Source organism: Azospirillum sp. B2RO_4, assembly GCF_051124815.1.
Lineage (GTDB): Bacteria > Pseudomonadota > Alphaproteobacteria > Azospirillales > Azospirillaceae > Azospirillum.
In genome coordinates this window covers 1,378,868-1,400,378 of the sequence record NZ_CP118485.1, presented here as the reverse complement: position 1 = coordinate 1,400,378, position 21,511 = coordinate 1,378,868, and the positions used below count along the sequence as shown (strand labels likewise).

Genomic DNA, 21,511 nt, shown 5'->3' with positions numbered 1-21,511 from the left:
TCCAGATCGAGACGGTCCGTACATTGACCGCCGCACCCACCGTCACCGAACGCCATTGCCTTACCTCTGTCGGATCGAGAGCTTCCACCTTTAGGTAAGGAACAATGCCATGGATTTCATCCGACGGAGGTGTGGCAATTGCCACACCTTCCGACTAGGACTTTCCCCTATTCCGCTGCCATTCGGGTTTCGGCCTTACGGATTGCCGTCCACACCGATTCCGGCGTCGCCGGCATGTCGATGTGGGTGATGCCGAGGTCGGACAGCGCATCGACCACCGCATTGATGATGGCCGGCGGCGCGCCGATGGCCCCGGCCTCGCCGGCGCCCTTCATGCCCAGCATGTTGGTGGTGCTGGGCACGCTGTTCAGCTTCACCTCGATCGGCGGCATGTCGACCGCGCGCGGCATCTGGTAGTCCATGAAGGAGCCGGACAGCAGCTGTCCGCTGTCGGGGTCGAACACCACTCGCTCCTGCAGCGCCTGACCCAGCCCCTGCGCCACGCCGCCATGGATCTGGCCGATCACCAGCATCGGGTTGATGACCGTGCCGAAATCATCGACGACGCTGTAGCGCAGCACCTCGACGATGCCGGTGGCGGGGTCGATCTCCACCTCCGCGATGTGGCAGCCGTTGGGGAAGGTGCTGGCCGGCGGGGTCCAGCGCGCCATCTCCGAGAAGGCGATGCCGCCGGTGCCGCCCGCCGCCGCCTTGGCTGCCACCTCCTTCAGCGACACCGAGCGGTCGGTGCCGACGATGGTGAAGCGGCCGTCGGCAAACTCAACGTCCACCTCGGCGGTTTCCAACAGGTCGGCGGCGACACTGGTCGCGGCCTTCACCACCTTGGCCGCACCCTCCGCCAGCGCCGAACCGCCGACCGGGACGGAGCGCGAGCCGCCGGTGCCGGAGCCCCAGCTGACACGGTCGGTGTCGCCCTGCACCACCTCCACATCCTCCGGCGGAACGCCAAGCCGGTCGGCGAGGATCTGCTTGTAGGCGGTCTCGTGGCCCTGGCCGTTGGTCTGGGTGCCGATCATCAGCACCACCTTGCCGTCGCCGTTGACCTGGACGGTCGCCTGCTCCGGCCCGCCGCCCGAACAGGCTTCGATGTAGGTGGACAGGCCGGCGCCGCGCAGCTTGCCGCGGGCCTTGGCTTCGGCCTTGCGGGCGGGCAGACCGGCCATGTCGGCGAGGATCAGGCCGTCCTCCAGATTCTGGACGAACTCGCCGGTGTCATAGACCTGCCCCATCGGCGTGGCATAGGGCATGGCGGTCGGCGGGATGAAGTTGCGCCGCCGGATCTCCGCCGGGCCGAGGCCGGTGACGCGGCCGGCATGGTCGATCAGCCGTTCCAGCAGATAGGCGGCTTCCGGCCGGCCGGCACCGCGATAGGCGTCCACAGGCTGGGTGTTGGTGAAGACGCCCTTCACCCGCACATAGACCGCTGGCGTCTTATAAGAGCCGACGAGCATCGCCGATCCGGCATCGGTCGGGATGAAGGGGCCGTAGTTGGACAGATAGGCGCCGAGGTTGGCAACGGTATCGACCCGCAGCCCCAGGAAATGGCCGTCGGCGTCGAGCGCGAGGCGCGCCTTGCTGACATGGTCGCGGCCGTGGTCGTCGCTGATGAAGCCCTCGATCCGGTCGGCGGCCCATTTCACCGCGCGGTTCAGCCGGCGGGCGGCGAACAGGCAGGCGACATATTCCGGGTAGTTGAACAGCTTCATGCCGAAGCCGCCGCCGACATCGGTGGTCAGCACGCGAATGCGGGAGTCGGGCTCGTTCAGGATCTTTGCGAACTGCTTCTGCAGGCCGTGGACGCCCTGGCTGGTGACGTAGATCAGCAGACGGCCGGGGCCGCCGTCGGCACCCGATTCGACGCCGGCGACGCAGGCGCGGCCTTCCATCGGGTTGGCGACGACGCGGTTGTTGACCAGTTCCAGCTCGACGACACGATGGGCGCCGGAGAGCGCGGCCTCCACCGCCGCCTCGTCGCCAGTGTCCCAGTCGAAGCAGAGGTTGTTCGGCGCCCCGTCCCACACCAGCGGGCGGCCGGGCTCCAGCGCCTCCAGCGTGCCGGTGACGGGCTCGCGGTCCTCGTAATCGACCATCACCAGTTCGGCGGCCTCGCGCGCCGCCTCCAGCGTTTCGGCCACCACCATGGCGACCGGATCGCCGACATGGCGGGCGAAGCCGCGAACCAGCGCCGGGCGCGGCGTACGGACATAGTTCGACCCGTCGCGCTGCTTCAGCACCGCCTGACAGGGAATCATGCCGACATTCTCGGCGTCGAGATCGGCGATGGTGTAGACCGCCAGCACGCCGGGCTGGGCCAGCGCGTCGGACGTGTCGATGGCGCCGACGGCGGCGAAGGCGTGGGGCGAGCGGACGAAGGCCGCATAGGCCTGTCCGGGGAGGGACACGTCGTCGGTGTAGCGGCCGCCGCCGGTCAGCAGCCGGGCGTCTTCGGTGCGCGGAACCGCCTGTCCGATGCCGAACTTCATGGGTGAACTCCCGCCTTCCGGTTCGATGCGATTGTTGTGCCCCGCGAAGATAGGCCGGCTTAAGCGTCAGGGAAACCCCGACGGGCGACATGGGTGACGGTTGTCCGCTGCAAGGATTGTCGGCTAAGCCCGCAAGGACGCCATGGCATTCACACATTTTCAATAAGTGCTAACTAACTGGAAATAATAGAACTTTCCGTCATCCCCGCGAAGGCGGGGATCCAGCTTTTCCAGCGCAAGTGCTTGCAAAGGCTGGATTCCCGCCTTCGCGGGAATGACGGCCGATAAACATTTTTTTCAATGCTTTACATGACGCTGAGGTGTGTGAACGCCATAGCGTAAGAACAGGGGCAAACGGCTGGCGCGACGGGCCTCCGAGGGCCATATTCGGGGCATGTGTGGACGCATGCTTCTCACCACCCCGGTCAGCGAGGTCCAGCGCCTCTTCGGCGTGCCCGAACGGCCGAACCTGATGCCGCGGTGGAATATCGCCCCGACGCAGGACATCCCCGTCATCCGTCGCGAGGAGGACGGCCGCCATCTGGCGATGGTCCGTTGGGGGCTGGTGCCGCCCTGGGCCGACGATCCGTCCATCGGTGGGCGGATGATCAATGCGCGCGGCGAATCGGTGGCCGACAAGCCGGCCTTCCGCGATGCCTTCCGCAAGCGCCGCTGTCTGGTCCCGCTGGACGGATTCTATGAATGGACCAGCGTGGGGGAGGGGGCGAAGCCGCGCAAGCAGGGCCATGTCATCCGCCGCCGCGACCGCGGCCTGTTCGCGCTGGCCGGATTGTGGGAGCGCTGGCGCGGGCCGAAGGGCGCGCCGCCGCTCGACCCGCCGCTGGAAACCGCCACGGTGGTGACGACGGCGACCAACGCGACGCTGTCCTTCCTGCACGACCGCATGCCGGTGGTGCTCGACCCCGCCGATTGGGACACATGGCTGGATCCGGCGACCCCGTTGCCGGTGCTGGAGGGGCTGATCCGTTCGGCGCCGGAGGAGTGGCTGGACGTGGTGCCGGTGGGGCCGAAGGTGAACAGCGTGCGCAACGACGACTGTTCCTGCCTCGATCCGCCGCAGGAGACGGCTCCGGCCAAGGTGAAGGGCAGCAAGTCCGACGATGACCAGCCGAGCCTGTTCTAAGGCGATGCGGATGCCGGGAAGAATGCCGGTCGTTGGGCTGCTGCTGGCGGTTTCGCTCGTCCTGGCGGGACCGGCCGCGGCGCAGACGAATCAGGCGGCCAAGGGGCGCGGCCCCATTGCCAACACGCCGGACCAGACCATCAAGGGCACCGCCATGGCGGTGGAGGGCGACCTGCTGACCATCAACGGCACGGCCGTCCGGCTGATGGGCATCGACGCCCCGGATCCGGGGCAGAAATGCAGGAACCGCTACGGTCACGAACTGGACTGCTTCAAGGTCGCCACCGCCGTGCTCGCCAACATGGTGAAGGGCGAGGAGGTGACCTGCACCGTCACCGAACAGGACCGCACCGGCGAGAAGAAGGGCGAATGCCGCGTGCGCGGCGTCGATCTGGGGGCGGCGATGGTGTCGCGCGGTTGGGCCTTTCAATATGCCAGCCTGTCGCCGGCCTATCAGAAGGGCGAAGCCTATGCCCAGAGCAAGCGCATGGGGCTGTGGGCCGGGCAGGTGGAAAAGCCCTGGCAATGGCGCAGCCGACAGCTTCGCGAGAACGCCAAGTAAGCGTTATCCGCTCTGCCGGTTTCCTACCGTCGATCGGCCGACCCCGACCGCAAGTGCCTGATCGTGCATTGGCGGCCGGCACCCCCATTTCCCATTCGACCGACGCGCTGTCCATGATACGATCCGAATGAAACGAAGGATGAACTCCAGCAAAGATCTCCAGGCGACGATCTCCAAAACCGGGCCTGTGCTGATGCCAGTCGACAGGGCCGGCGCGTTTCTCCGGTGAACGGATCGAGAGGCGCGATTCCAGTGCGGCAACTCCCGGTGGGGAGCGGAGTCACGGGTATGCTCGTTTACGAATGCGAATTGTTCGAAGTGGTTCCGGTGCTGCGCCGCTATGCGCGGGCGCTGACCGGCACGACCGACCGTGGCGATGCGCTGGTGACCCGCTGTGTCGAGGCGGCCATGATGGCGCCGTCGCGCTTCGGTCTGGATCGTGGCGGCGACGGGGCGTTGCTGCCGATGTATGCGCTGCTGAACCTGTTGTTCGACCGTTCGGAGGATTTCGGTCCGGCCGGCCGGCCGCTTCCCTCGCCGCACCCCATCGAACGCGCCCTGGCCGAACTGCCGGAGGCCGACCGCCGCCTGTATCTGCTGACCGCGCTGGAAGGGCTCGGCCTGCCGCAGGCGGCGAAGGTGCTGCAACTGCGGCCGGGTGAGGCGATCGAGAGGCTGAAGACTGCCCGTGCGCGGGTGCGCGGCGCCATGGTCCAGCGGGTGATGGTGGTGGAGGACAACGCCCTCCTGGCGATGGAACTGGGGGCGCTGGTCGCCGAGATGGGGCATGTCGTCTGCGGGACCGCCGGCAACGAACCGGAGGCGCTGGCCCTGATGAAGGCGGAGAAGCCGACGCTGGCCCTGCTGGATGTCCGGCTGGCCGACGGCGGCAGCGGGATCGAGATCGCGAGGAGGCTGAAGCGCGTCCGCGATCTGCGCACCATCTTCGTCACCGCCTTCGACGACGACATCCTGGCCCGCGACGCCCGCCATCTGGGGCAGATCGTCCGCAAGCCCTTCACCAATGCCGGCATCCAGGCCGCCGTCTCCCGCGCCATCTTCATGCCGCAGCCGGTGGCGCTGGCGTAACGACGTCGATCCGGCGCGGAAAAAAGACGCAAGAAAAAGGGACCGCCGGCCGTCCGGTGGTCCCTTTTTCTTGTCCGGCTTTGGAGCAAGCCGAACTGGTCCGCTGCCGTCCCTTAGACCGTCGTCCGGCGGCCGGCGATCATGCGGTAGATGGCGAGGATGATGATCGCGCCGACGATGGCGCCGATGAAGCCAGCTCCTTCACCCGGACGATACCAGCCGACTGCGGCGCCCAGATAGGTCGCGACGAAGGCGCCGGCGATGCCCAGCAGGGTGGTGATGATGAAGCCGCCCGGATCGCGACCCGGCATCAGGAACTTGGCGACGATGCCGGCGAGAAAGCCGATGATGATCGTCCAGAGAATGCCCATGGTGATTTCCCTTCCGTTGCGGGACCGTCTTCCCATGCCCAATAACGGGCAGGGACGCATTTGGTTCTCGCCGATGCGTGATCTTTTAGGGTGCCTCGCCTTTGGGTATCCGAATCCCGTCCGGGAACCTTTCCAGGGCCGGCCATGTTCTCCGCATCACGTTTCCGGCGCTGCACTGCGGTGCCGCCACGGACGAAGTTTAGGAGATGCGTGATGAACAAGACCTTCATTTTCACCGCTGTGGGTGCCGTTCTGCTGTCGACCGGCGCGATGGCTCAGGTGGCCGGTTCCGCGACGACGCCGCAGGCCGGCTCCAGCTATACGATGGGTACGACCACCGGCGTTCCGCCGCTCTCCGCGCCGGCGCGCGGCCTGCCGGTGACCGACACGGCGCAGGGCGGCAAGGTCGTGGTGTTGGGCGAGAGCATCGGCGAGCGCCAACTGGCCGAACAGCAGCGGATGGAAAACCGGATGCCGGCCGGCGGCTATTCGGGGTCCAGCACCGGGACCTACGGCTCGAACACCGGGACCTACGGCTACAGCAATTCGGGTTCCAGCTATTCCGGGTCGAGCTATTCCGGCACCGGTTCCCAGACGGAAGGCAACAACAGCACGCGCGGCCTGAACGGCGGTGCGCCCTATACGCCGCCGACACGCTGACGAAAGCCTGCCGGCCGTTCGGTAACCGATCGGCCTGAAACGAAGCGGCCCCGCATCGCCACCCTCCGGAGGGCGCTGCGGGGCCGCTGGCGTTTTACTGGGGCTTATCGCTCAACGCAGCGCGCGGATGTTGGCGGCATACTGGTCCGGGCCACCGGTGAAGGTGGCGGTGCCGGCCACCAGCACGTCGGCGCCGGCCTCGATCGCCAGACGGGCGGTTTCCGGGTTGATGCCGCCGTCCACCTCAAGGTCGATCTGCTTGCCGAGCGCGTCGATGCGGGCGCGCAGGTCGCGGATCTTCGGAAGCTGGCTCTTGATGAAGCTCTGGCCGCCGAAGCCGGGGTTCACCGTCATCACCAGCACGAGGTCGATATCCTCCAGCACATGCTGGATCGCGTCCACCGGGGTTGCCGGGTTCAGCGAGACGCCGGCCTTCTTGCCCAGCGACTTGATCAGTTGGATGGTGCGGTACAGGTGCGGGCCGGCCTCCGGATGGACGGTGATGATGTCGGCGCCGGCCTTGGCGAAGTCGGGAATGAACAGATCCACCGGCGAGATCATCAGGTGGACGTCGAAGACCTTGGCGGAGTGCGGACGCAGCGCCTTCACCACGCCCGGCCCGATGGTGAGGTTCGGCACGAAATGGCCGTCCATCACGTCGATGTGGATGTAGTCGGCGCCGGCGTCGTCGACCGCGCGGACCTCCTCGCCCAGCCGGGCGAAATCGGCGGAGAGAATCGAGGGGGAAATCTTCACGGCGCGCATGGGGCTTTCCTGGGGCAGGGTGAGAGATGAAGAGGGGCTGATTCGCCGCACTTCCTATCACGGGGCTACGATGCAAGTCATGACATGATGTGGATGGCGGCCATGCCTCCATGGTGCGGATTGCACCGTTTACGCTTTACCGCAACCGCGAAGCGTTGTATCCGTTGGAATATAGGTGAAGCGTCGAATTCGGCAGGAGGTCGCGATGGTCGGTGTGAAAGGGAAGTTCGGGCGCCGCGGTTTCACGGCGGCCGTTTCGGCACTCGTGCTGGGCGTCGGCCTGACGGTCGCGGCACCGGCGGCGATGGCGCAGGACGTACTGGTCCTGGCGGCTGCCTCGACCAAGAACGCGGTGGAAAAGCTGGCGGCGCAGTTCAAGGCGAAGACCGGGACCGCCGTGACCTCCTCCTTCGCCGCTTCGTCGGCGATGGCCAAGCAGATCGAGAATGGCGCCCCGGCCGACATCTTCATCTCGGCCGATCTCGACTGGATGAACTATCTGCAGAAGCGCGATCTCATCAAGACGGACAGCCGGGTGAACCTGCTGGGCAACGAGCTGGTGGTGGTGGTGCCGAAGGGCTCGACCCTGAAGCCGGACCTGTCCAAGGGCGGCAAGCTGGCGGACCAGTTGGGCGACGGGCGGCTCGCCACCGGCGACCCGTCGAACGTTCCGGTCGGGAAGTACGCCAAGGCGGCGCTGGAGTCGCTGGGCCAATGGACGGCGGTCGAACCGAAGCTGGCGCGGGCCGAGAGTGTGCGCGCCGCATTGGTGCTGGTCAGCCGCGGCGAGGTGCCGCTGGGCATCGTCTATCGCACCGATGCCGCCATTGATCCGGGGGTGGAGGTCGCTGCCGCCTTCCCGCAGGACAGCTATCCGGCGATCACCTATCCGGCGGCCCTGGTGGCGGCGTCGAGGAACACGGCCGCGTCCGCCTTCCTCGACTACATGAAATCGCCGGACGGCATGGCGGTGTGGAAGGAATTCGGCTTCGTTCCGGCCCCCAAGGCACCGTAAGCTCTGCCGCATGGAACTCCTGACGCCGATGGAAACCACCGCGTTGCTGCTGAGCCTGCGTGTCGCGGGCGTCGCCATCGCGTTGGGATTGCCGGTGGCCGTGCTCGCCGCCTGGGTGCTCGGCCGTTATTCCTTCCCGGGCAAGACGCTGGTCGATGGGCTGGTCCATCTGCCGCTGGTCCTGCCGCCCGTGGTCACCGGCTATATCCTGCTGGTGACGATGGGCACCAAGGGGGTGGTCGGCGGCTGGCTGTACCAGACCTTCGGCATCAAGCTGATCTTCACGGCGGAAGGCGCGTCGCTGGCGGTGGCAGTGACCTCCTTCCCGCTGATGGTGCGGGCGATCCGCCTGTCGGTGGAGGCCATCGACGGCGGGCTGGAGGCGGCGGCGCGCACGCTGGGCGCCGGGCCGGTCGACCGCTTCTTCACAATCCTGCTGCCGCTGATGGCGCCGGGCCTGCTGTCCGGTGCCATCGTCGCCTTCGCCGCCGCGATGGGCGAATTCGGGGCGGTCATCACCTTCGTCTCCAACATCCCCGGCAAGACGCAGACGCTGCCGCTGGCGATCTATGCCGCGACGCAGGAACCGGGGGGCGATGCGGTGGCGGCGCGGCTGGCGGCGATCTCTTTCGGGGTGGCGCTGCTGGCGCTGATGCTGTCGGAATTCCTGGCGAACCGGGTTCGCCGCCTGATCGGGCAGGTCTGATCATGCTGGACCTGCACATCCGCCAGACGCTTGGGGCCTTCACGCTCGACATCGCCTTCACCGCGGAGGAACGCGGCGTGACGGCGCTGTTCGGCCGCTCGGGCTCCGGCAAGACGTCGGTCATCAATGCGATTGCCGGGCTGAGGCGACCCGATGCCGGGCATATCCGCATCGGCGACACCGTGTTCTTCGACAGCGCCCGGCGCATCGACGTGCCGGTGGAAAAGCGGCGCATCGGCTATGTCTTTCAGGAATCGCGGCTGTTCCCGCACATGACCGTGCGCAGCAACCTGGAATACGGGCTGCGCCGTGTGCCCGCCGGGGAGCGGCGCATTGCGTTCGATCCGGTGGTGGAACTGCTGGGGCTGGGCCATCTGCTGGACCGCCGGCCGCGCGGCCTGTCGGGTGGCGAGAAGCAGCGGGTCGCCTTCGGCCGGGCCCTGCTGGCGCAACCGCGCCTGCTGCTGATGGACGAGCCGATGGCCTCGCTCGACGCCGCCCGCAAGGCGGAGATCATGCCGTACATCGAGCGGCTGCGCGACGAGATGAACATTCCCATCGTCCTGGTCAGCCACGCGCTGGACGAGGTGGTGCGGCTCGCCACGACAATGGTGCTGATCGCGGAGGGCAGGGTGCGCGCGGCGGGGCCGGTCGGTACGGTGATGGGCCGGCTCGACCTGTCGGCAGTGACCGGCGCGCAGGATGCCGGCGCGGTGCTGGACCTGACCGTCGAGCGCCATGTTCCGGAGGATGGGCTGTCGGTGCTGGGCTTCGATGGCGGACGCCTGACGGTGCCGCAGATCGACCGCCCGCCCGGCGCGGCGGTGCGGCTGCACATCCACGCCCGCGACGTCATCATTGCATTGCAGCCGCCGAGCGGCGTCAGCCTGCGCAACGCACTGACTGCCACCGTGGCGGAGGTGGCGGAGGCGGGACCGTCCTCGTCCGACGTTCGGCTGGCAGTGGGTGGGTCGTTCCTGATCGCGCGCATCACGCGGGCGGCCGTGCGTGAACTGGAACTGGCGCCCGGCCGCCCGGTGGTGGCGCTGGTCAAGGGCATCGCGTTCGAGCCGGACAGCAGCGGCGAGGCATCGGACCGGCGGAGGCGGGTGGTGGACGTGTGATCCTCCCGCGTTCAGCCTATGACTGATGAGAACTTTACCGGAACATCCTGTCGACTTGTGGCTTGGGCGTGACGGATACCCATTACTGGGTTGCGCAAAGATCACGAACCTTTTGCGACTTGGCTGTTCCATCTTTTTCGTTTGACCGGTGGAAAGCCGCTGTGATTCCATCGTGCCACCATGACGATGATCGCCGACCTCACCGACACGCTCGCCCGCGCCGCCAAAAGCGCGATCCGCCAAGCAATCATGCCGGCGCTGTGCGCCTGCGTGGTCGCCTACTTCGCCTATTACGCGATCCATGGCGATCGCGGGCTGGTGGCGATGAAGCAGATTCAGGGGGAAATCGCCCAGGCGGAGGATGTGCTCAACCAACTCCGCACCGAGCGGGAGGATATGGAACGGCGCGCCCAGCTGCTGCGCGGCGACGGCCTTGACCGCGACATGCTGGAGGAGCGGGCGCGGCTGATGCTGAATTTCGCCAACCCGCGCGACGTCATCGTCAAGCTGCCCAAACTGGCTGATCCCGAGGGTGCGGCCACGCAGAAGTAAGGGGATATCAGCCGATTAACCGAATCGCGGTTAATCTGAAATAGCGCTGCAAAAACAGACGTTTGCGCAGACCCAGAAGCTCGTGTAGTGTGCGCGCCATATTCGCTTCCGGTGCGGGCTCTCGCATGCCCGCAACGCGCGGCGGCAAGGGGTGTTGTAAAAGACCTTTGCCGCTTGAACCCTGGGGAGGAATCATGGCCGCGTCCCGACGCCGTTCCACCAAGGCGCAGACCGACACCGCGCCCGCTCAAGCCGTCTCTTCCGAAGAGCTTCTTCATTACTACCGCGAGATGCTGCTGATCCGCCGCTTCGAAGAGAAGGCGGGCCAGCTGTACGGCATGGGCCTGATCGGCGGCTTCTGCCATCTCTACATCGGCCAGGAAGCCGTCGTGGTCGGCGTGCAGGCGGCCCTGAAAGAGGGCGACGACGTCATCACCAGCTACCGCGACCACGGCCACATGCTGGCCTGCGGCATGGAAGCCAAGGGCGTGATGGCCGAGCTGACCGGCCGCATTGGAGGCTACTCCAAGGGCAAGGGCGGCTCGATGCACATGTTCAGCCGCGAGAAGAACTTCTACGGCGGCCACGGCATCGTCGGCGGCCAGGTTCCGCTCGGCACCGGTCTGGCCTTCTCGCACAAGTACCTGAATGACGGTGGTGTCTCCGCGGTCTATTGCGGCGACGGCGCCATCAACCAGGGCCAGGTGTATGAGAGCTTCAACATGGCGGCGCTGTGGAAGCTGCCGGTGCTCTTCGTCATCGAGAACAACAAGTACGCCATGGGCACCTCGCAGGAGCGCGCCTCGGCCGGCGAGCTGCATCAGCGCGGCGCCGCCTACGGCATCCCCGGCTATCAGGTCAACGGGATGGACGTTCTCGAGGTGAAGGAAGCCGCCGACAAGTGGGTGAACTACATCCGCGAAGGCAACGGCCCGGTCATCCTGGAGATGAAGACCTACCGCTACCGCGGCCACTCCATGTCCGATCCGGCCAAGTACCGGACGAAGGAGGAGGTCGAGAAGATGCGGTCGGAATCCGATCCGATCGACCAGCTGAAGTCGAAGCTGCTGGCCGGCGGCCATGCCGACGAGGACAAGCTGAAGGAGATCGATCGCGCGGTGAAGGCGATCGTCACCGAATCGGCCGAGTTCGCGCAGCAGAGCCCCGAGCCCGATCCGTCGGAGCTGTGGACCGACATCCTGGTCGAGACCTGATCGTCGAATCCACCGTCTGGTCCTGACGTCAACGAAAAGCAGGAGCGGTGCCGACAGGAACGGGTTGCCCCCAGAAGATGGGAGCGGCACCCAGGTTCCCCGCGCCGCCGGAGGTTGAGGAATGCCGATCGAAGTGCTGATGCCGGCCCTGTCGCCCACCATGACCGAGGGCAAGCTGGCGAAATGGGTCAAGAAGGAAGGCGACACGGTGAAGTCCGGCGACGTGCTCGCCGAGATCGAGACCGACAAGGCCACCATGGAAGTCGAAGCGGTCGATGAAGGCCGCGTCGGCAAGATCCTGGTGCCCGAAGGCACCGACAATGTCGCGGTGAACACCCCCATCGCCATCCTGCTGGAAGAGGGCGAGGACGAGAGCGCGCTGTCCAAGGGTGGCAACGCCCCGGCCGCCGCCGCTCCGGCCAACCCGGCCCCGGCGCCCGTCGCCGAAGCTGCCCCGGCCCCGGCTGCTGCTCCGACCGTGCCGGCCGCGCCGGTTTCGGTTCCGGATTCGGACGAGGACAAGTTCTTCGCCAAGACGGTGAAGAAGACGGTCCGCGAAGCCCTGCGCGACGCGATGGCCGAGGAAATGCGCCGTGACGAGAAGGTCTTCGTCATGGGCGAGGAGGTCGCGCAGTACCAGGGCGCCTACAAGGTGACCCAGGGCCTGCTGCAGGAGTTCGGCGAGCGTCGCGTCATCGACACGCCCATCACCGAGATCGGCTTCGCCGGTCTGGGCGTCGGCGCCTCCTTCAAGGGGCTGAAGCCGATCGTCGAGTTCATGACCTTCAACTTCGCCATGCAGGCGATCGACCACATCATCAACTCCGCCGCCAAGACGCTCTACATGTCCGGCGGCCAGATGGGCAGCCCGATCGTCTTCCGCGGCCCGAACGGTGCCGCCGCCCGCGTGGCGGCCCAGCACTCGCAGTGCTATGCCTCGTGGTATGCCCACTGCCCGGGCCTGAAGGTGGTCTCGCCCTGGTCGGCGGCCGACGCCAAGGGCCTGCTGAAGGCGGCGATCCGCGATCCGAACCCGGTCGTCTTCCTGGAGAACGAGATTCTCTACGGCCAGAGCTTCGAGGTTCCGGAGGACGAGGAATTCGTCCTGCCGATCGGCAAGGCCAAGATCGAGCGCGCCGGCAAGGACGTGACGATCACCGCCTTCTCGATCATGGTCGGCCATGCGCTGGCCGCCGCCGAGGAGCTGGCGAAGGAAGGCATCGATGCGGAGGTCATCAACCTGCGCACGATCCGTCCGCTGGACACCGCCACCATCGTCAACAGCGTCAAGAAGACCAACCGCCTCGTCTCCGTCGAGGAGGGCTGGCCCTTCGCCGGCATCGGTTCGGAAATGTGCGCGCTGATGATGGAGCAGGCGTTCGACTATCTCGACGCCCCGGTGGCCCGCGTGGCCGGCCTGGACGTGCCGATGCCCTACGCCGCCAACCTGGAAAAGCTGGCGCTGCCGCAGGTCGCCGACATCGTCAAGGCCGCCAAGCAAGCCTGCTATCGCTGAGAGGAGGGCTGATAGGATGACCGTTCAGATTCTGATGCCCGCCCTCTCGCCCACGATGACCGAGGGCAACCTCGCCAAGTGGCTGAAGAAGGAAGGCGACACGGTGAAGTCCGGCGACGTTCTCGCCGAGATTGAAACCGACAAGGCCACCATGGAAGTCGAAGCGGTCGATGAAGGCCGCATCGGCAAGATCCTGATCCCGGCTGGCAGCCAGGGCGTGGCGGTGAACACCCCCATCGCCATCCTGCTGGAAGAGGGCGAGGACGAGAGCGCGCTGGCCTCGGCCGGCTCCGCGCCCGCCCCGGCGCCTGCTGCCGCCGCTCCGGCCGCTGCTCCGGCGCCGACGGCAGCCCCGGCCGCCGCTGCTCCGGCTCCGGCTCCCGCCGCGGCCCCGGCCACGGCGGCTTCCGGCGAGCGCGTGTTCGCCAGCCCGCTGGCGCGCCGCATCGCCGAACAGGCCGGCGTCGACCTGAAGTCCGTGAAGGGCACCGGCCCGCACGGCCGCATCGTCAAGGCCGACGTGGAGGCCGCCAAGGCCGCCGGTCCGGCCAAGGCCGCTGCCGCTCCCGCCGCTGCCCCGGCTCCGGCCACCGCCGCTCCGGCACCCGCGGCTGCCCCGGCCCCGGCCAAGGTCGAGGGTGTGGATGCCAAGTCGCTAGCCGACAAGCTGGGCATGGCCTACACCGCCGTGCCGAACAGCGGCATGCGCAAGACCATCGCCAAGCGTCTGGGCGAGGTGAAGCGCACGGTTCCCGACTATTTCCTGACGGTGGATGTCGAGATCGACGCGCTGATGAAGGTCCGTGCCGAGCTGAACGGCCGGTCCGACGCCTACAAGCTGTCGGTGAACGACTTCATCATCCGCGCCGTGGCGCTGGCGCTGAAGAAGGTTCCGGCGATCAACGCGTCCTGGACCGACGAGGCGATGCTGCAGTATCAGCACGCCGACGTGTCGGTGGCCGTCGCCACCCCGACCGGGCTGATCACCCCGATCGTCAAGAAGGCGGAAACCAAGGGTCTGGCCGACATCTCCAACGAGATGAAGGCGCTGGCCAAGAAGGCGCGCGACAACGCGCTGAAGCCGGAAGAGTATCAGGGCGGCACGATCTCCATCTCCAACCTGGGCATGATGGGGATCAAGCAGTTCCAGGCGATCATCAACCCGCCGCAGGCCTGCATCCTGGCGGTCGGCGCCAGCGAGCAGCGCCCGGTGGTGAAGGACGGCGCGCTGGCCATCGCCACGGTGATGAGCCTGACCGGCACCTTCGACCACCGCGTCGCCGATGGCGCCGTCGGTGCGGAATTCCTTGCGGCGGTGAAGAAGCTGCTCGAGGATCCGCTCTCGATGCTGCTCTGACGGTTTGAGGATCCGGTTCCATGTCGAAAAGCCTTGCCCCGCTCCGCGCCGAAATCGACGCCATCGACGACGAACTCGTCGCGTTGCTGGGCAAGCGCCTGTCCGTCGTCCACCGCGTCGCAGCGGTGAAGATGGCGGAGAACCTGCCGGCCGTGCTGCCCGACCGCGTCGAAGCGGTGAAGCAACGGGCGGCCGAGGCGGGGCTGGCGTACGGCCTGGATCCGGACTTTATGGCCACCCTGTACCAGACGATCATCGACGAGGCGTGCCGGGTCGAGGAAGGCATCTTTGCCGCCGGCCGCGAGGATGCGCCTCGCTCCTGAATGGGGAGAACACCCTTGGCCGACATCAATTACGACGTCATCGTCATCGGCGGCGGACCGGGCGGTTACGTGGCGGCGATCCGCGCCGCGCAGCTGGGACTGCACACCGCGGTCATCGAGCGTGAAAACCTGGGCGGCATCTGCCTGAACTGGGGCTGCATCCCGACCAAGGCGCTGCTGCGCTCGGCCGAGGTGCTGCATCTCGCCAAGCATGCCGCCGACTATGGTCTGGTCATCCAGAACCCGTCCTTCGACCTCGACAAGGTCGTCGCCCGCTCGCGCAAGGTCGCGGGCCAGCTGAACGGCGGCGTCAAGCATCTGCTGAAGAAGAACAAGGTCGCGGTCATCGAAGGCTCCGCCAAGCTGCTCGGCAAGGGGCAGGTCGCGGTCAGCAAGGGCGAGGCCCCGGTCGGCACCTTCGGCGCCAAGCACATCATCATCGCCACCGGCGCCCGCGCCCGCACGCTGCCGGGTCTGGAAGACGACGGCAAGCTGGTCTGGACCTATCGCAAGGCGATGACGCCCGACAGCATGCCGAAGTCGCTGCTGGTGATCGGGTCCGGTGCCATCGGAATCGAATTCGCCAGCTTCTACAATGCCTTGGGCGCCAAAGTTACAGTGGTCGAGGTGATGGACCGCATCCTTCCGGTGGAGGATGAGGAAATCTCCGCAATGGCCCGGAAAGCCTTCGAAAAGCAGGGCATGCGCATCATCACCGGCGGCAAGGCCGGCAATCTGCGCAAGGCCGCCGACAGCGTGACCGTGGCCGTCGAGGCCGGCGGCAAGACCGAGGACATCACGGTCGACCGCGTCATCGTCGCCGTCGGCATCAGCCCGAACACCGAGGGCCTGGGCCTGGAGAACACCAAGGTCAAGACCGACCGCGGCCACATCCAGACCAACGGCATGTGCGAAACCGACGAGCCGGGCGTGTACGCCATCGGCGATGTGACCGGCGCCCCCTGGCTCGCCCACAAGGCCAGCCATGAAGGCGTGATCGTCGCCGAGCACATCGCCGGCAAGCACCCGCATGCGCTGAACGTCCGCAACATCCCGGGCTGCACCTACTCGCACCCGCAGATCGCGTCGGTCGGCCTGACGGAGAAGAAGGCGAAGGAAGCGGGCTACGAGATCAAGGTCGGCCGCTTCCCCTTCGTCGGCAACGGCAAGGCCATCGCGCTCGGCGAGCCGGAGGGGCTGATCAAGACCATCTTCGACGCCAAGACCGGCGAAATGCTGGGCGCCCACATGATCGGCGCGGAAGTGACCGAGCTGATCCAGGGCTACGGCATCGCCAAGTCGTCGGAGCTGACCGAGGCCGAACTGATGCACACGGTGTTCCCGCACCCGACCCTGTCGGAAATGATGCATGAGTCGGTCCTTGATGCCTATGGCCGGGCGATCCACTTTTAACTAGGATTTTCCGCTAGGGATTTCTGGGGTGACGTTTTTCCCCTTTGGACGGAGCCATGGACCGCAGCAGCGCCGCCTATGACGAGGATTTCTACGCCTGGACGCAAGCCCAGGCGCAGGAGCTTCGCCGTGCCGGCGCCGAGCTGAACAATGCCCCGGTCGACTGGGAGAACGTCGCCGAGGAGATCGAGAGCATGGGCCGCAGCCAGAAATCCGAGATCGACAACCGCTTGCGGGTCCTGATGACCCATTTGCTGAAGTGGTTGTTCTGTCCGGATCTGCGCGAGCGGTGCGAACGCGGCTGGCGCCGGACGATTCGCGAGCAGCGCGACCGGCTGGTGGATGAGATCGCTGCCAGCCCCAGCCTGCGTCCCTACATCTCTGCGGTGTTCGAAAAGACCTACCGCAAAGCCCGGCTGGATGCCGCCGACGAGGCGGATGTCCCCGACGGGCATTTCCCGGTCTTGCCGCCTTTCACGCTTGACCAGGCGCTCGATCCGGCCTATCCGGCCGAACTGTTTCCGCCGGAATGGCGGGTTTGACATCCTTATCGCACCTATTGTCGGGGCCGGGGCATCGCGTCGGCCATCGGGAGCTTTAGACCATGACCCTCGTCGACCAGACCGAGAAGCTGCGCCACCCCGAAAAGGCCCATAAGCCCGACAACCCGATCCAGCGCAAACCGGCCTGGATCCGGGTCAAGGCGCCGATGAGCCAGGAATACAACGAGACCCGCCAGCTGATGCGCGGGCTGAAGCTGAACACCGTGTGCGAAGAGGCCGCCTGCCCGAACATCGGGGAGTGCTGGAAGCACAAGCACGCCACCTTCATGATCCTGGGCTCCATCTGCACGCGCGGCTGCGCCTTTTGCAATGTCGAGACCGGGCGGCCGGACCAGCTGGACCCGCATGAGCCGGACAATGTGGCCGAGGCGGTCGGCAAGCTGAAACTCAGCCATGTCGTCATCACCTCAGTCGACCGCGACGATCTGGCCGACGGCGGTGCCGAGCATTTCGCCCGCACCATCCGCGCCATCCGCGCCGCCTCGCCGGAAACGACCATCGAGATCCTGACCCCCGACTTCCAGAAGAAGAAGGGCGCGGTCGAGGTGGTGGTGGAGGCCAAGCCCGACGTCTTCAACCACAATCTGGAGACCGTTCCGCGCCTCTATCCCAACATCCGCCCGGGTGCGCGCTATTTCGCCTCGCTGCAGTTGCTGGCGCGGGTGAAGGAGCTGGATCCGACGATCTTCACCAAGTCCGGCCTGATGGTCGGGCTGGGCGAGACGAAGGAGGAGATCGGGCAGGTGATGGACGATCTGCGCTCCGCCGATGTGGACTTTCTGACGATTGGGCAGTATCTCCAGCCCACGCCCAAGCATGCGGCGGTGGATCGTTTCGTGACTCCCGAGGAGTTCGACGGTTATTCCACTGTTGGCCGCGGCAAGGGCTTCCTGCTGGTGGCCTCGTCGCCGCTGACGCGCTCGTCCTACCATGCGGGCGCCGATTTCGAGAAGCTGCGCGAAGCCCGGCTGCGTAAGCTGGGGGTCGCGGCCGCCTGATCCAGGCGGTTCAATAGAAGGACACGGGTACGGGCATGCCGACGCACGCGGAAAAGAAGGTTCTTCCCTACACGCCCCAGCAGATGTACGACCTGGTCGCCGATGTGGAGAAGTATCCGGAGTTTCTGCCCTGGTGCCTGGCGGCCCGCATCCGCAAGCGCGAAGGCGATGTCATGTTCGCGGACCTGATCATCGGGTTCAAGATGGTCCGCGAACGCTTCACCTCTCGGGTGGAGCTGAGCGCGCCGGCCTGCCGGATCGACGTGCAGTACACCGACGGGCCGTTCCAGTATCTGAACAACCACTGGATCTTCAACGATCACCCCGGCGGCTGCTGCGTCGACTTCTTCGTCGATTTCGAGTTCCGCTCCAAGATGCTGCAGAAGATCATGGGCCTGCTGTTCAACGAGGCGGTGCGCCGGATGGTGCAGGCCTTCGAAACGCGTGCGGCCCAGCTTTACGGGCCGGGCCGGGTGACGCAGCCGGCCTGACGCCGGTTTGGCAGGAATAACGGAGGTGGTCGGTCAGTTCTTGTCCGACCACAGCTCCCCGCCGCTGGCCCAATCGCTTTTCTTCACGTCCTGGAAGATGATGTCCACCGCCGAGGGCGAGCAGCCGAGGACCTTCACGGTCGCTTCGGTCAGCGCCTTGGCGTATTCGCGTTTCTGCTCGACGGTGCGGCCTTCGAACAGCTGGATGTTGATGGTCGGCATCGGGTGATTTTCCTTGTTGGTGAAGAGTTTCCCGGCGTTTGTTCAGCGCAGGCTTCCGGTCGGGCGGGCCAGCCGCAGCCGCTCCAGCGCCGCCTGGACCGTCGCCATGCGCACGGCGTCGCGGTCGCCGGGGAAGGTGTATTCCTTGGCCTTGGCCGCCCCGCCGCGCACGGCGGTGGCGACATAGACGCGGCCCACCGGCTTCGTCTCGGTCGCGCCGCCGGGGCCGGCGATTCCCGTCACCGCCACCGTCACGTCGGCCCGCGACTTGGCCAGCGCCCCCACTGCCATGGCGACCGCCACCTCCGGGCTGACGGCGCCATGGGCGTGCAGCAGGCTGGCGGGAACGCCGAGCAGTTCGGTCTTGGCGATGTTCGTGTAGGTGACGAAGCCGCGGTCGACCACCTTGGACGAGCCGGCGATGTCGGTCAGCGCGCCGGCGATCAGACCGCCGGTGCAGGATTCGGCGGTCGCCAGCATGAAGCCGGCAAGGCCGTATTCGGCCAGCACCTGGGCGGAAAGCTCGCGGATGGGCTCGGGAAACATGACGGCCTCTCCCGGTTTGGACTGTTGGGTCGGATGTTAGCCGGGGAGCCGGATGGTCGCCACCGCCTGCGCGGCAATGCCCTCGCGCCGGCCGGTGAAGCCCAGCTGCTCGGTGGTCGTCGCCTTGACGCTGACCCGGCCGACCTCGATGCCCAGGATTTGGGCAATGCGCTCGGCCATCGCGGCACGGTGGGGACCGACCTTCGGGCGTTCGCAGATGATCGTCACGTCGGCATGGGCGATGACGCCGCCGCGCTCCGCCACCAGATCGGCGGCATGGCGCAGGAATTTGGCGCTGTCGGCGCCGCGCCAGCGCGGGTCGGTCGGCGGGAAGTGGCTGCCGATGTCGCCGGCGGCCAGCGCGCCGAGGATGGCGTCGGTCAGGGCGTGCAGGCCGACGTCGGCATCGGAATGGCCTTCCAGCCCGTGGTCGTGCGGCACACGCAGGCCGCAGAGCGTCACGAAGTCGCCGTCGGTGAAGCGGTGGACGTCGAAGCCACTGCCCGTCCGCACGTCCCACAGGCTGCTCATGATCGCGCGGGTGGCGCGGGTCAGGTCGTCAGGGGTGGTCACCTTGAAATTGTCCTCCTTGGACGGCACCAGAGCCACGGCCAGACCGGCGCGCTCCGCCACCGCGGCATCGTCGGTCAGCGATAGGCCGGCGGCGGCGCGGTGCGCCTCCAGAATGGCGGGGAAGCGGAAGCCCTGCGGGGTCTGCGCCCGCCACAGCCCATCGCGGTCGACCGTACCGGTGATGGCGCCGGCCCCTCCATTCCCGCTGCCGCGCTTGAGCGTGTCGGCGACCTGCACCGCGGCGATGGCGCCGGGCGTGGTCTCCAGCGCGCCGATCACCGCGCCGATGGTGGCCGCGTCGATCAGCGGACGGGCGGCGTCATGGATCAGCACGATATCGGGGGCGCCGTCGGCGGCGAGCGCCTCCAGCCCGTTGCGCACCGAGTCCTGCCGGCTGGCGCCGCCGGCCACCGGATCGGGCAGGCCGAGGCCGGCGACGGCGGCGTCATAGGCGTCGCGCCAAGCCGGGTCGATCACCACGCGCACGCCGGTGACCTGGGGATGGCTGAGAAAAGCCTCCACCGTCCGGCGCAGCACCGGCTTGCCGGCGAGGTCCAGGTACTGCTTCGGCCGTTCGGCGCCGAACCGCTGGCCGGATCCGCCAGCGACGATCAGGGCAATGCAGGTGGGCGCGATGCAGGTGGGCATGAGGCAAACCGTAAGATATGATAGCCACTTGACGGAAACGTCGCGGAGCCTAGCCTGTCGCCGTGGTTCCGCCAAGTGCCGAGCCTTGCCGCCTGTGACGCTCCGGACCATGTCCGGGTGCGGGCGGCATTACATGGCGGCACGTCATGGCAGCATGACGGCGGAAGGACGGGAGTGCATTCGGGTCCATGTCGCAGAACATTTTCTTGAGCCTGACGGCGCTGGTCGCCCTGTTGCCTGCCGCCTTCTATCCTTACCGGCGCATCGCGGGGCAGGGGGTGGAGGGGCGCGGCTGGTCCTTCTGGGGTGCGCTGCTGCTCGCCGCCGCCGGTCCCGGCATGTGGGCGATCCTGCAGGTTGCCGGCCAGTGGCAGACCGGCTTCTCCACCGCGCTGTGGGTTACGACCGCCGCCTGCATGGCTCTGTTCATCGGGCTCAGCCTGCTCCATGACACGGCGTGGAGGCTGGCGCCGCTGCTGCTGCCCTATCTGCTGGCGGTCTGCCTGCTGGCGACGCTGACGGAGGATGCGCCGGCCCCGGTCCTGCGCGGCAATGCGCCGGGCGTGTGGATCGACCTGCACATCGCGGTGTCGGTCTTCACCTATGCCCTGCTGACGCTGAGCGCCGTGGCGTCCTTCGCCGCGGTGATCCAGACGCGGGCGCTGAAGAGCAAGCGGCCGACTCCGCTCAGCCGCTTCCTGCCGCCGGTGGCGGAGAGCGAACGGCTGCAACTGCGCCTGCTGATCGCGTCTGAGGTGGTGCTGGGCGCCGGGCTCGCCACCGGCATGGCGGTGCTCTATTTCGAGCAGGGACTGCTGTTCCGCACCGATCACAAGACCTTGCTGTCGCTGGCGACCTTCATCGTCATCGGCGTTCTGCTGCTCGCCGAATACCGCACCGGCGTGCGCGGGCGGACGGCGGCGCGCACCATGCTGATCGTCTATCTGCTGGCGACGCTTGCCTATCCCGGCGTCAAGTTCGTGTCCAACGTGTTGATTGGGCAATGGGCCTGGAGTTGAGGGCCCACCCGCCGCAAGTCGGTGGAAGAGCATAGGTTTTAACCTATGTCCGGGCTTGGTCTCAGGGCTTCGCGCTTGCACACATCCGTAGCAGCGTGATAACTTGCCCAAAATGGTGGCACTTTGTTGATTTGCC

At 66.9% G+C, this 21,511-nt stretch carries 23 protein-coding genes; 17 read left to right on the top strand and 6 right to left on the bottom strand.

Annotation, left to right across the window (positions count from 1 at the left end):
• Positions 1-167: 167 nt before the first annotated feature.
• Positions 168-2,504 carry a xanthine dehydrogenase family protein molybdopterin-binding subunit gene (locus PWS46_RS06640; RefSeq protein ID WP_434619705.1) on the bottom strand — a complete coding sequence of 779 codons (2,337 nt, stop codon included), beginning with the start codon at positions 2,502-2,504 and terminating at the stop codon, positions 168-170.
• 406 nt (positions 2,505-2,910) lie between these two features.
• Between PWS46_RS06640 and PWS46_RS06635 the strand changes: the two genes are divergently transcribed.
• The 3 genes from PWS46_RS06635 (at position 2,911) to PWS46_RS06625 (ending at position 5,299) form a co-directional block, all read left to right on the top strand.
• Positions 2,911-3,648: an SOS response-associated peptidase gene (locus tag PWS46_RS06635; protein ID WP_434619702.1), complete on the top strand. Its 738-nt coding sequence runs from the start codon at positions 2,911-2,913 to the stop codon at positions 3,646-3,648.
• Between the two features lie 22 nt (positions 3,649-3,670).
• The gene (locus tag PWS46_RS06630; protein WP_434619699.1) at positions 3,671-4,210 is read left to right on the top strand and encodes a thermonuclease family protein; all 540 of its coding nucleotides are present in this window, start codon (positions 3,671-3,673) and stop codon (positions 4,208-4,210) included.
• 288 nt (positions 4,211-4,498) lie between these two features.
• On the top strand, positions 4,499-5,299 hold the full coding sequence (locus tag PWS46_RS06625; RefSeq protein ID WP_434619696.1) for a response regulator: 801 nt from the start codon (positions 4,499-4,501) through the stop codon (positions 5,297-5,299).
• Positions 5,300-5,412: 113 nt separating this feature from the next.
• Here PWS46_RS06625 and PWS46_RS06620 read toward each other — a convergent pair whose 3' ends face one another.
• A complete protein-coding gene (locus PWS46_RS06620; protein WP_085089454.1) occupies positions 5,413-5,670 on the bottom strand; it encodes a GlsB/YeaQ/YmgE family stress response membrane protein in 258 nt (85 codons plus the stop codon).
• Between the two features lie 213 nt (positions 5,671-5,883).
• Here PWS46_RS06620 and PWS46_RS06615 point away from each other — a divergent pair, with 213 nt between their 5' ends.
• Positions 5,884-6,330 carry a hypothetical protein gene (locus PWS46_RS06615; RefSeq protein ID WP_434619693.1) on the top strand — a complete coding sequence of 149 codons (447 nt, stop codon included), beginning with the start codon at positions 5,884-5,886 and terminating at the stop codon, positions 6,328-6,330.
• A 111-nt stretch (positions 6,331-6,441) separates the two neighbouring features.
• Here PWS46_RS06615 and rpe read toward each other — a convergent pair whose 3' ends face one another.
• Positions 6,442-7,095 carry a ribulose-phosphate 3-epimerase gene (rpe, locus tag PWS46_RS06610; protein WP_434619690.1) on the bottom strand — a complete coding sequence of 218 codons (654 nt, stop codon included), beginning with the start codon at positions 7,093-7,095 and terminating at the stop codon, positions 6,442-6,444.
• 205 nt (positions 7,096-7,300) lie between these two features.
• Between rpe and modA the strand changes: the two genes are divergently transcribed.
• From modA to PWS46_RS06550, 12 genes are all read left to right on the top strand, one after another.
• The gene (gene modA, locus PWS46_RS06605; RefSeq protein ID WP_434619687.1) at positions 7,301-8,110 is read left to right on the top strand and encodes a molybdate ABC transporter substrate-binding protein; all 810 of its coding nucleotides are present in this window, start codon (positions 7,301-7,303) and stop codon (positions 8,108-8,110) included.
• Between the two features lie 10 nt (positions 8,111-8,120).
• Complete coding sequence (modB, locus tag PWS46_RS06600; protein ID WP_295836622.1) at positions 8,121-8,816, top strand: molybdate ABC transporter permease subunit; 696 nt, start codon at positions 8,121-8,123, stop codon at positions 8,814-8,816.
• 2 nt (positions 8,817-8,818) lie between these two features.
• A complete protein-coding gene (modC, locus tag PWS46_RS06595; RefSeq protein ID WP_434619682.1) occupies positions 8,819-9,940 on the top strand; it encodes a molybdenum ABC transporter ATP-binding protein in 1,122 nt (373 codons plus the stop codon).
• 180 nt (positions 9,941-10,120) lie between these two features.
• Positions 10,121-10,492 carry an FtsB family cell division protein gene (locus tag PWS46_RS06590; protein WP_434619679.1) on the top strand — a complete coding sequence of 124 codons (372 nt, stop codon included), beginning with the start codon at positions 10,121-10,123 and terminating at the stop codon, positions 10,490-10,492.
• A gap of 194 nt (positions 10,493-10,686) precedes the next feature.
• The gene (gene pdhA, locus PWS46_RS06585; RefSeq protein ID WP_434619676.1) at positions 10,687-11,706 is read left to right on the top strand and encodes a pyruvate dehydrogenase (acetyl-transferring) E1 component subunit alpha; all 1,020 of its coding nucleotides are present in this window, start codon (positions 10,687-10,689) and stop codon (positions 11,704-11,706) included.
• A 121-nt stretch (positions 11,707-11,827) separates the two neighbouring features.
• Entirely contained in the window at positions 11,828-13,222 is a 1,395-nt protein-coding gene (locus PWS46_RS06580; protein ID WP_434619673.1) for a pyruvate dehydrogenase complex E1 component subunit beta, read from the top strand.
• 16 nt (positions 13,223-13,238) lie between these two features.
• Positions 13,239-14,579, top strand: coding sequence for a pyruvate dehydrogenase complex dihydrolipoamide acetyltransferase (locus PWS46_RS06575; RefSeq protein WP_434619670.1), 1,341 nt, complete (start codon positions 13,239-13,241; stop codon positions 14,577-14,579).
• Between the two features lie 20 nt (positions 14,580-14,599).
• Positions 14,600-14,902 carry a chorismate mutase gene (locus PWS46_RS06570; RefSeq protein WP_085089443.1) on the top strand — a complete coding sequence of 101 codons (303 nt, stop codon included), beginning with the start codon at positions 14,600-14,602 and terminating at the stop codon, positions 14,900-14,902.
• A gap of 15 nt (positions 14,903-14,917) precedes the next feature.
• The gene (gene lpdA / locus PWS46_RS06565) at positions 14,918-16,315 is read left to right on the top strand and encodes a dihydrolipoyl dehydrogenase (RefSeq protein WP_434619667.1); all 1,398 of its coding nucleotides are present in this window, start codon (positions 14,918-14,920) and stop codon (positions 16,313-16,315) included.
• Positions 16,316-16,371: 56 nt separating this feature from the next.
• Positions 16,372-16,857: a DUF29 domain-containing protein gene (locus PWS46_RS06560; RefSeq protein WP_434619664.1), complete on the top strand. Its 486-nt coding sequence runs from the start codon at positions 16,372-16,374 to the stop codon at positions 16,855-16,857.
• Between the two features lie 62 nt (positions 16,858-16,919).
• Positions 16,920-17,876, top strand: a complete 957-nt coding sequence (gene lipA / locus PWS46_RS06555; protein WP_149269598.1) for a lipoyl synthase — start codon at positions 16,920-16,922, stop codon at positions 17,874-17,876.
• Positions 17,877-17,911: 35 nt separating this feature from the next.
• Positions 17,912-18,367 carry a type II toxin-antitoxin system RatA family toxin gene (locus PWS46_RS06550; RefSeq protein WP_085089439.1) on the top strand — a complete coding sequence of 152 codons (456 nt, stop codon included), beginning with the start codon at positions 17,912-17,914 and terminating at the stop codon, positions 18,365-18,367.
• A gap of 33 nt (positions 18,368-18,400) precedes the next feature.
• Here PWS46_RS06550 and PWS46_RS06545 read toward each other — a convergent pair whose 3' ends face one another.
• From PWS46_RS06545 to PWS46_RS06535, 3 genes are read right to left on the bottom strand one after another with little or no spacing between them, the layout of a single operon-like run.
• Entirely contained in the window at positions 18,401-18,589 is a 189-nt protein-coding gene (locus tag PWS46_RS06545; RefSeq protein ID WP_434619660.1) for a 4-oxalocrotonate tautomerase, read from the bottom strand.
• Positions 18,590-18,631: 42 nt separating this feature from the next.
• Positions 18,632-19,135, bottom strand: coding sequence for a CinA family protein (locus PWS46_RS06540; RefSeq protein WP_085089438.1), 504 nt, complete (start codon positions 19,133-19,135; stop codon positions 18,632-18,634).
• A gap of 36 nt (positions 19,136-19,171) precedes the next feature.
• Positions 19,172-20,356, bottom strand: coding sequence for a bifunctional 2-C-methyl-D-erythritol 4-phosphate cytidylyltransferase/2-C-methyl-D-erythritol 2,4-cyclodiphosphate synthase (locus PWS46_RS06535; protein ID WP_434619656.1), 1,185 nt, complete (start codon positions 20,354-20,356; stop codon positions 19,172-19,174).
• Positions 20,357-20,544: 188 nt separating this feature from the next.
• Between PWS46_RS06535 and PWS46_RS06530 the strand changes: the two genes are divergently transcribed.
• The gene (locus PWS46_RS06530) at positions 20,545-21,375 is read left to right on the top strand and encodes a cytochrome C assembly family protein (protein ID WP_434619653.1); all 831 of its coding nucleotides are present in this window, start codon (positions 20,545-20,547) and stop codon (positions 21,373-21,375) included.
• The last annotated feature ends 136 nt before the right edge of the window (positions 21,376-21,511 follow it).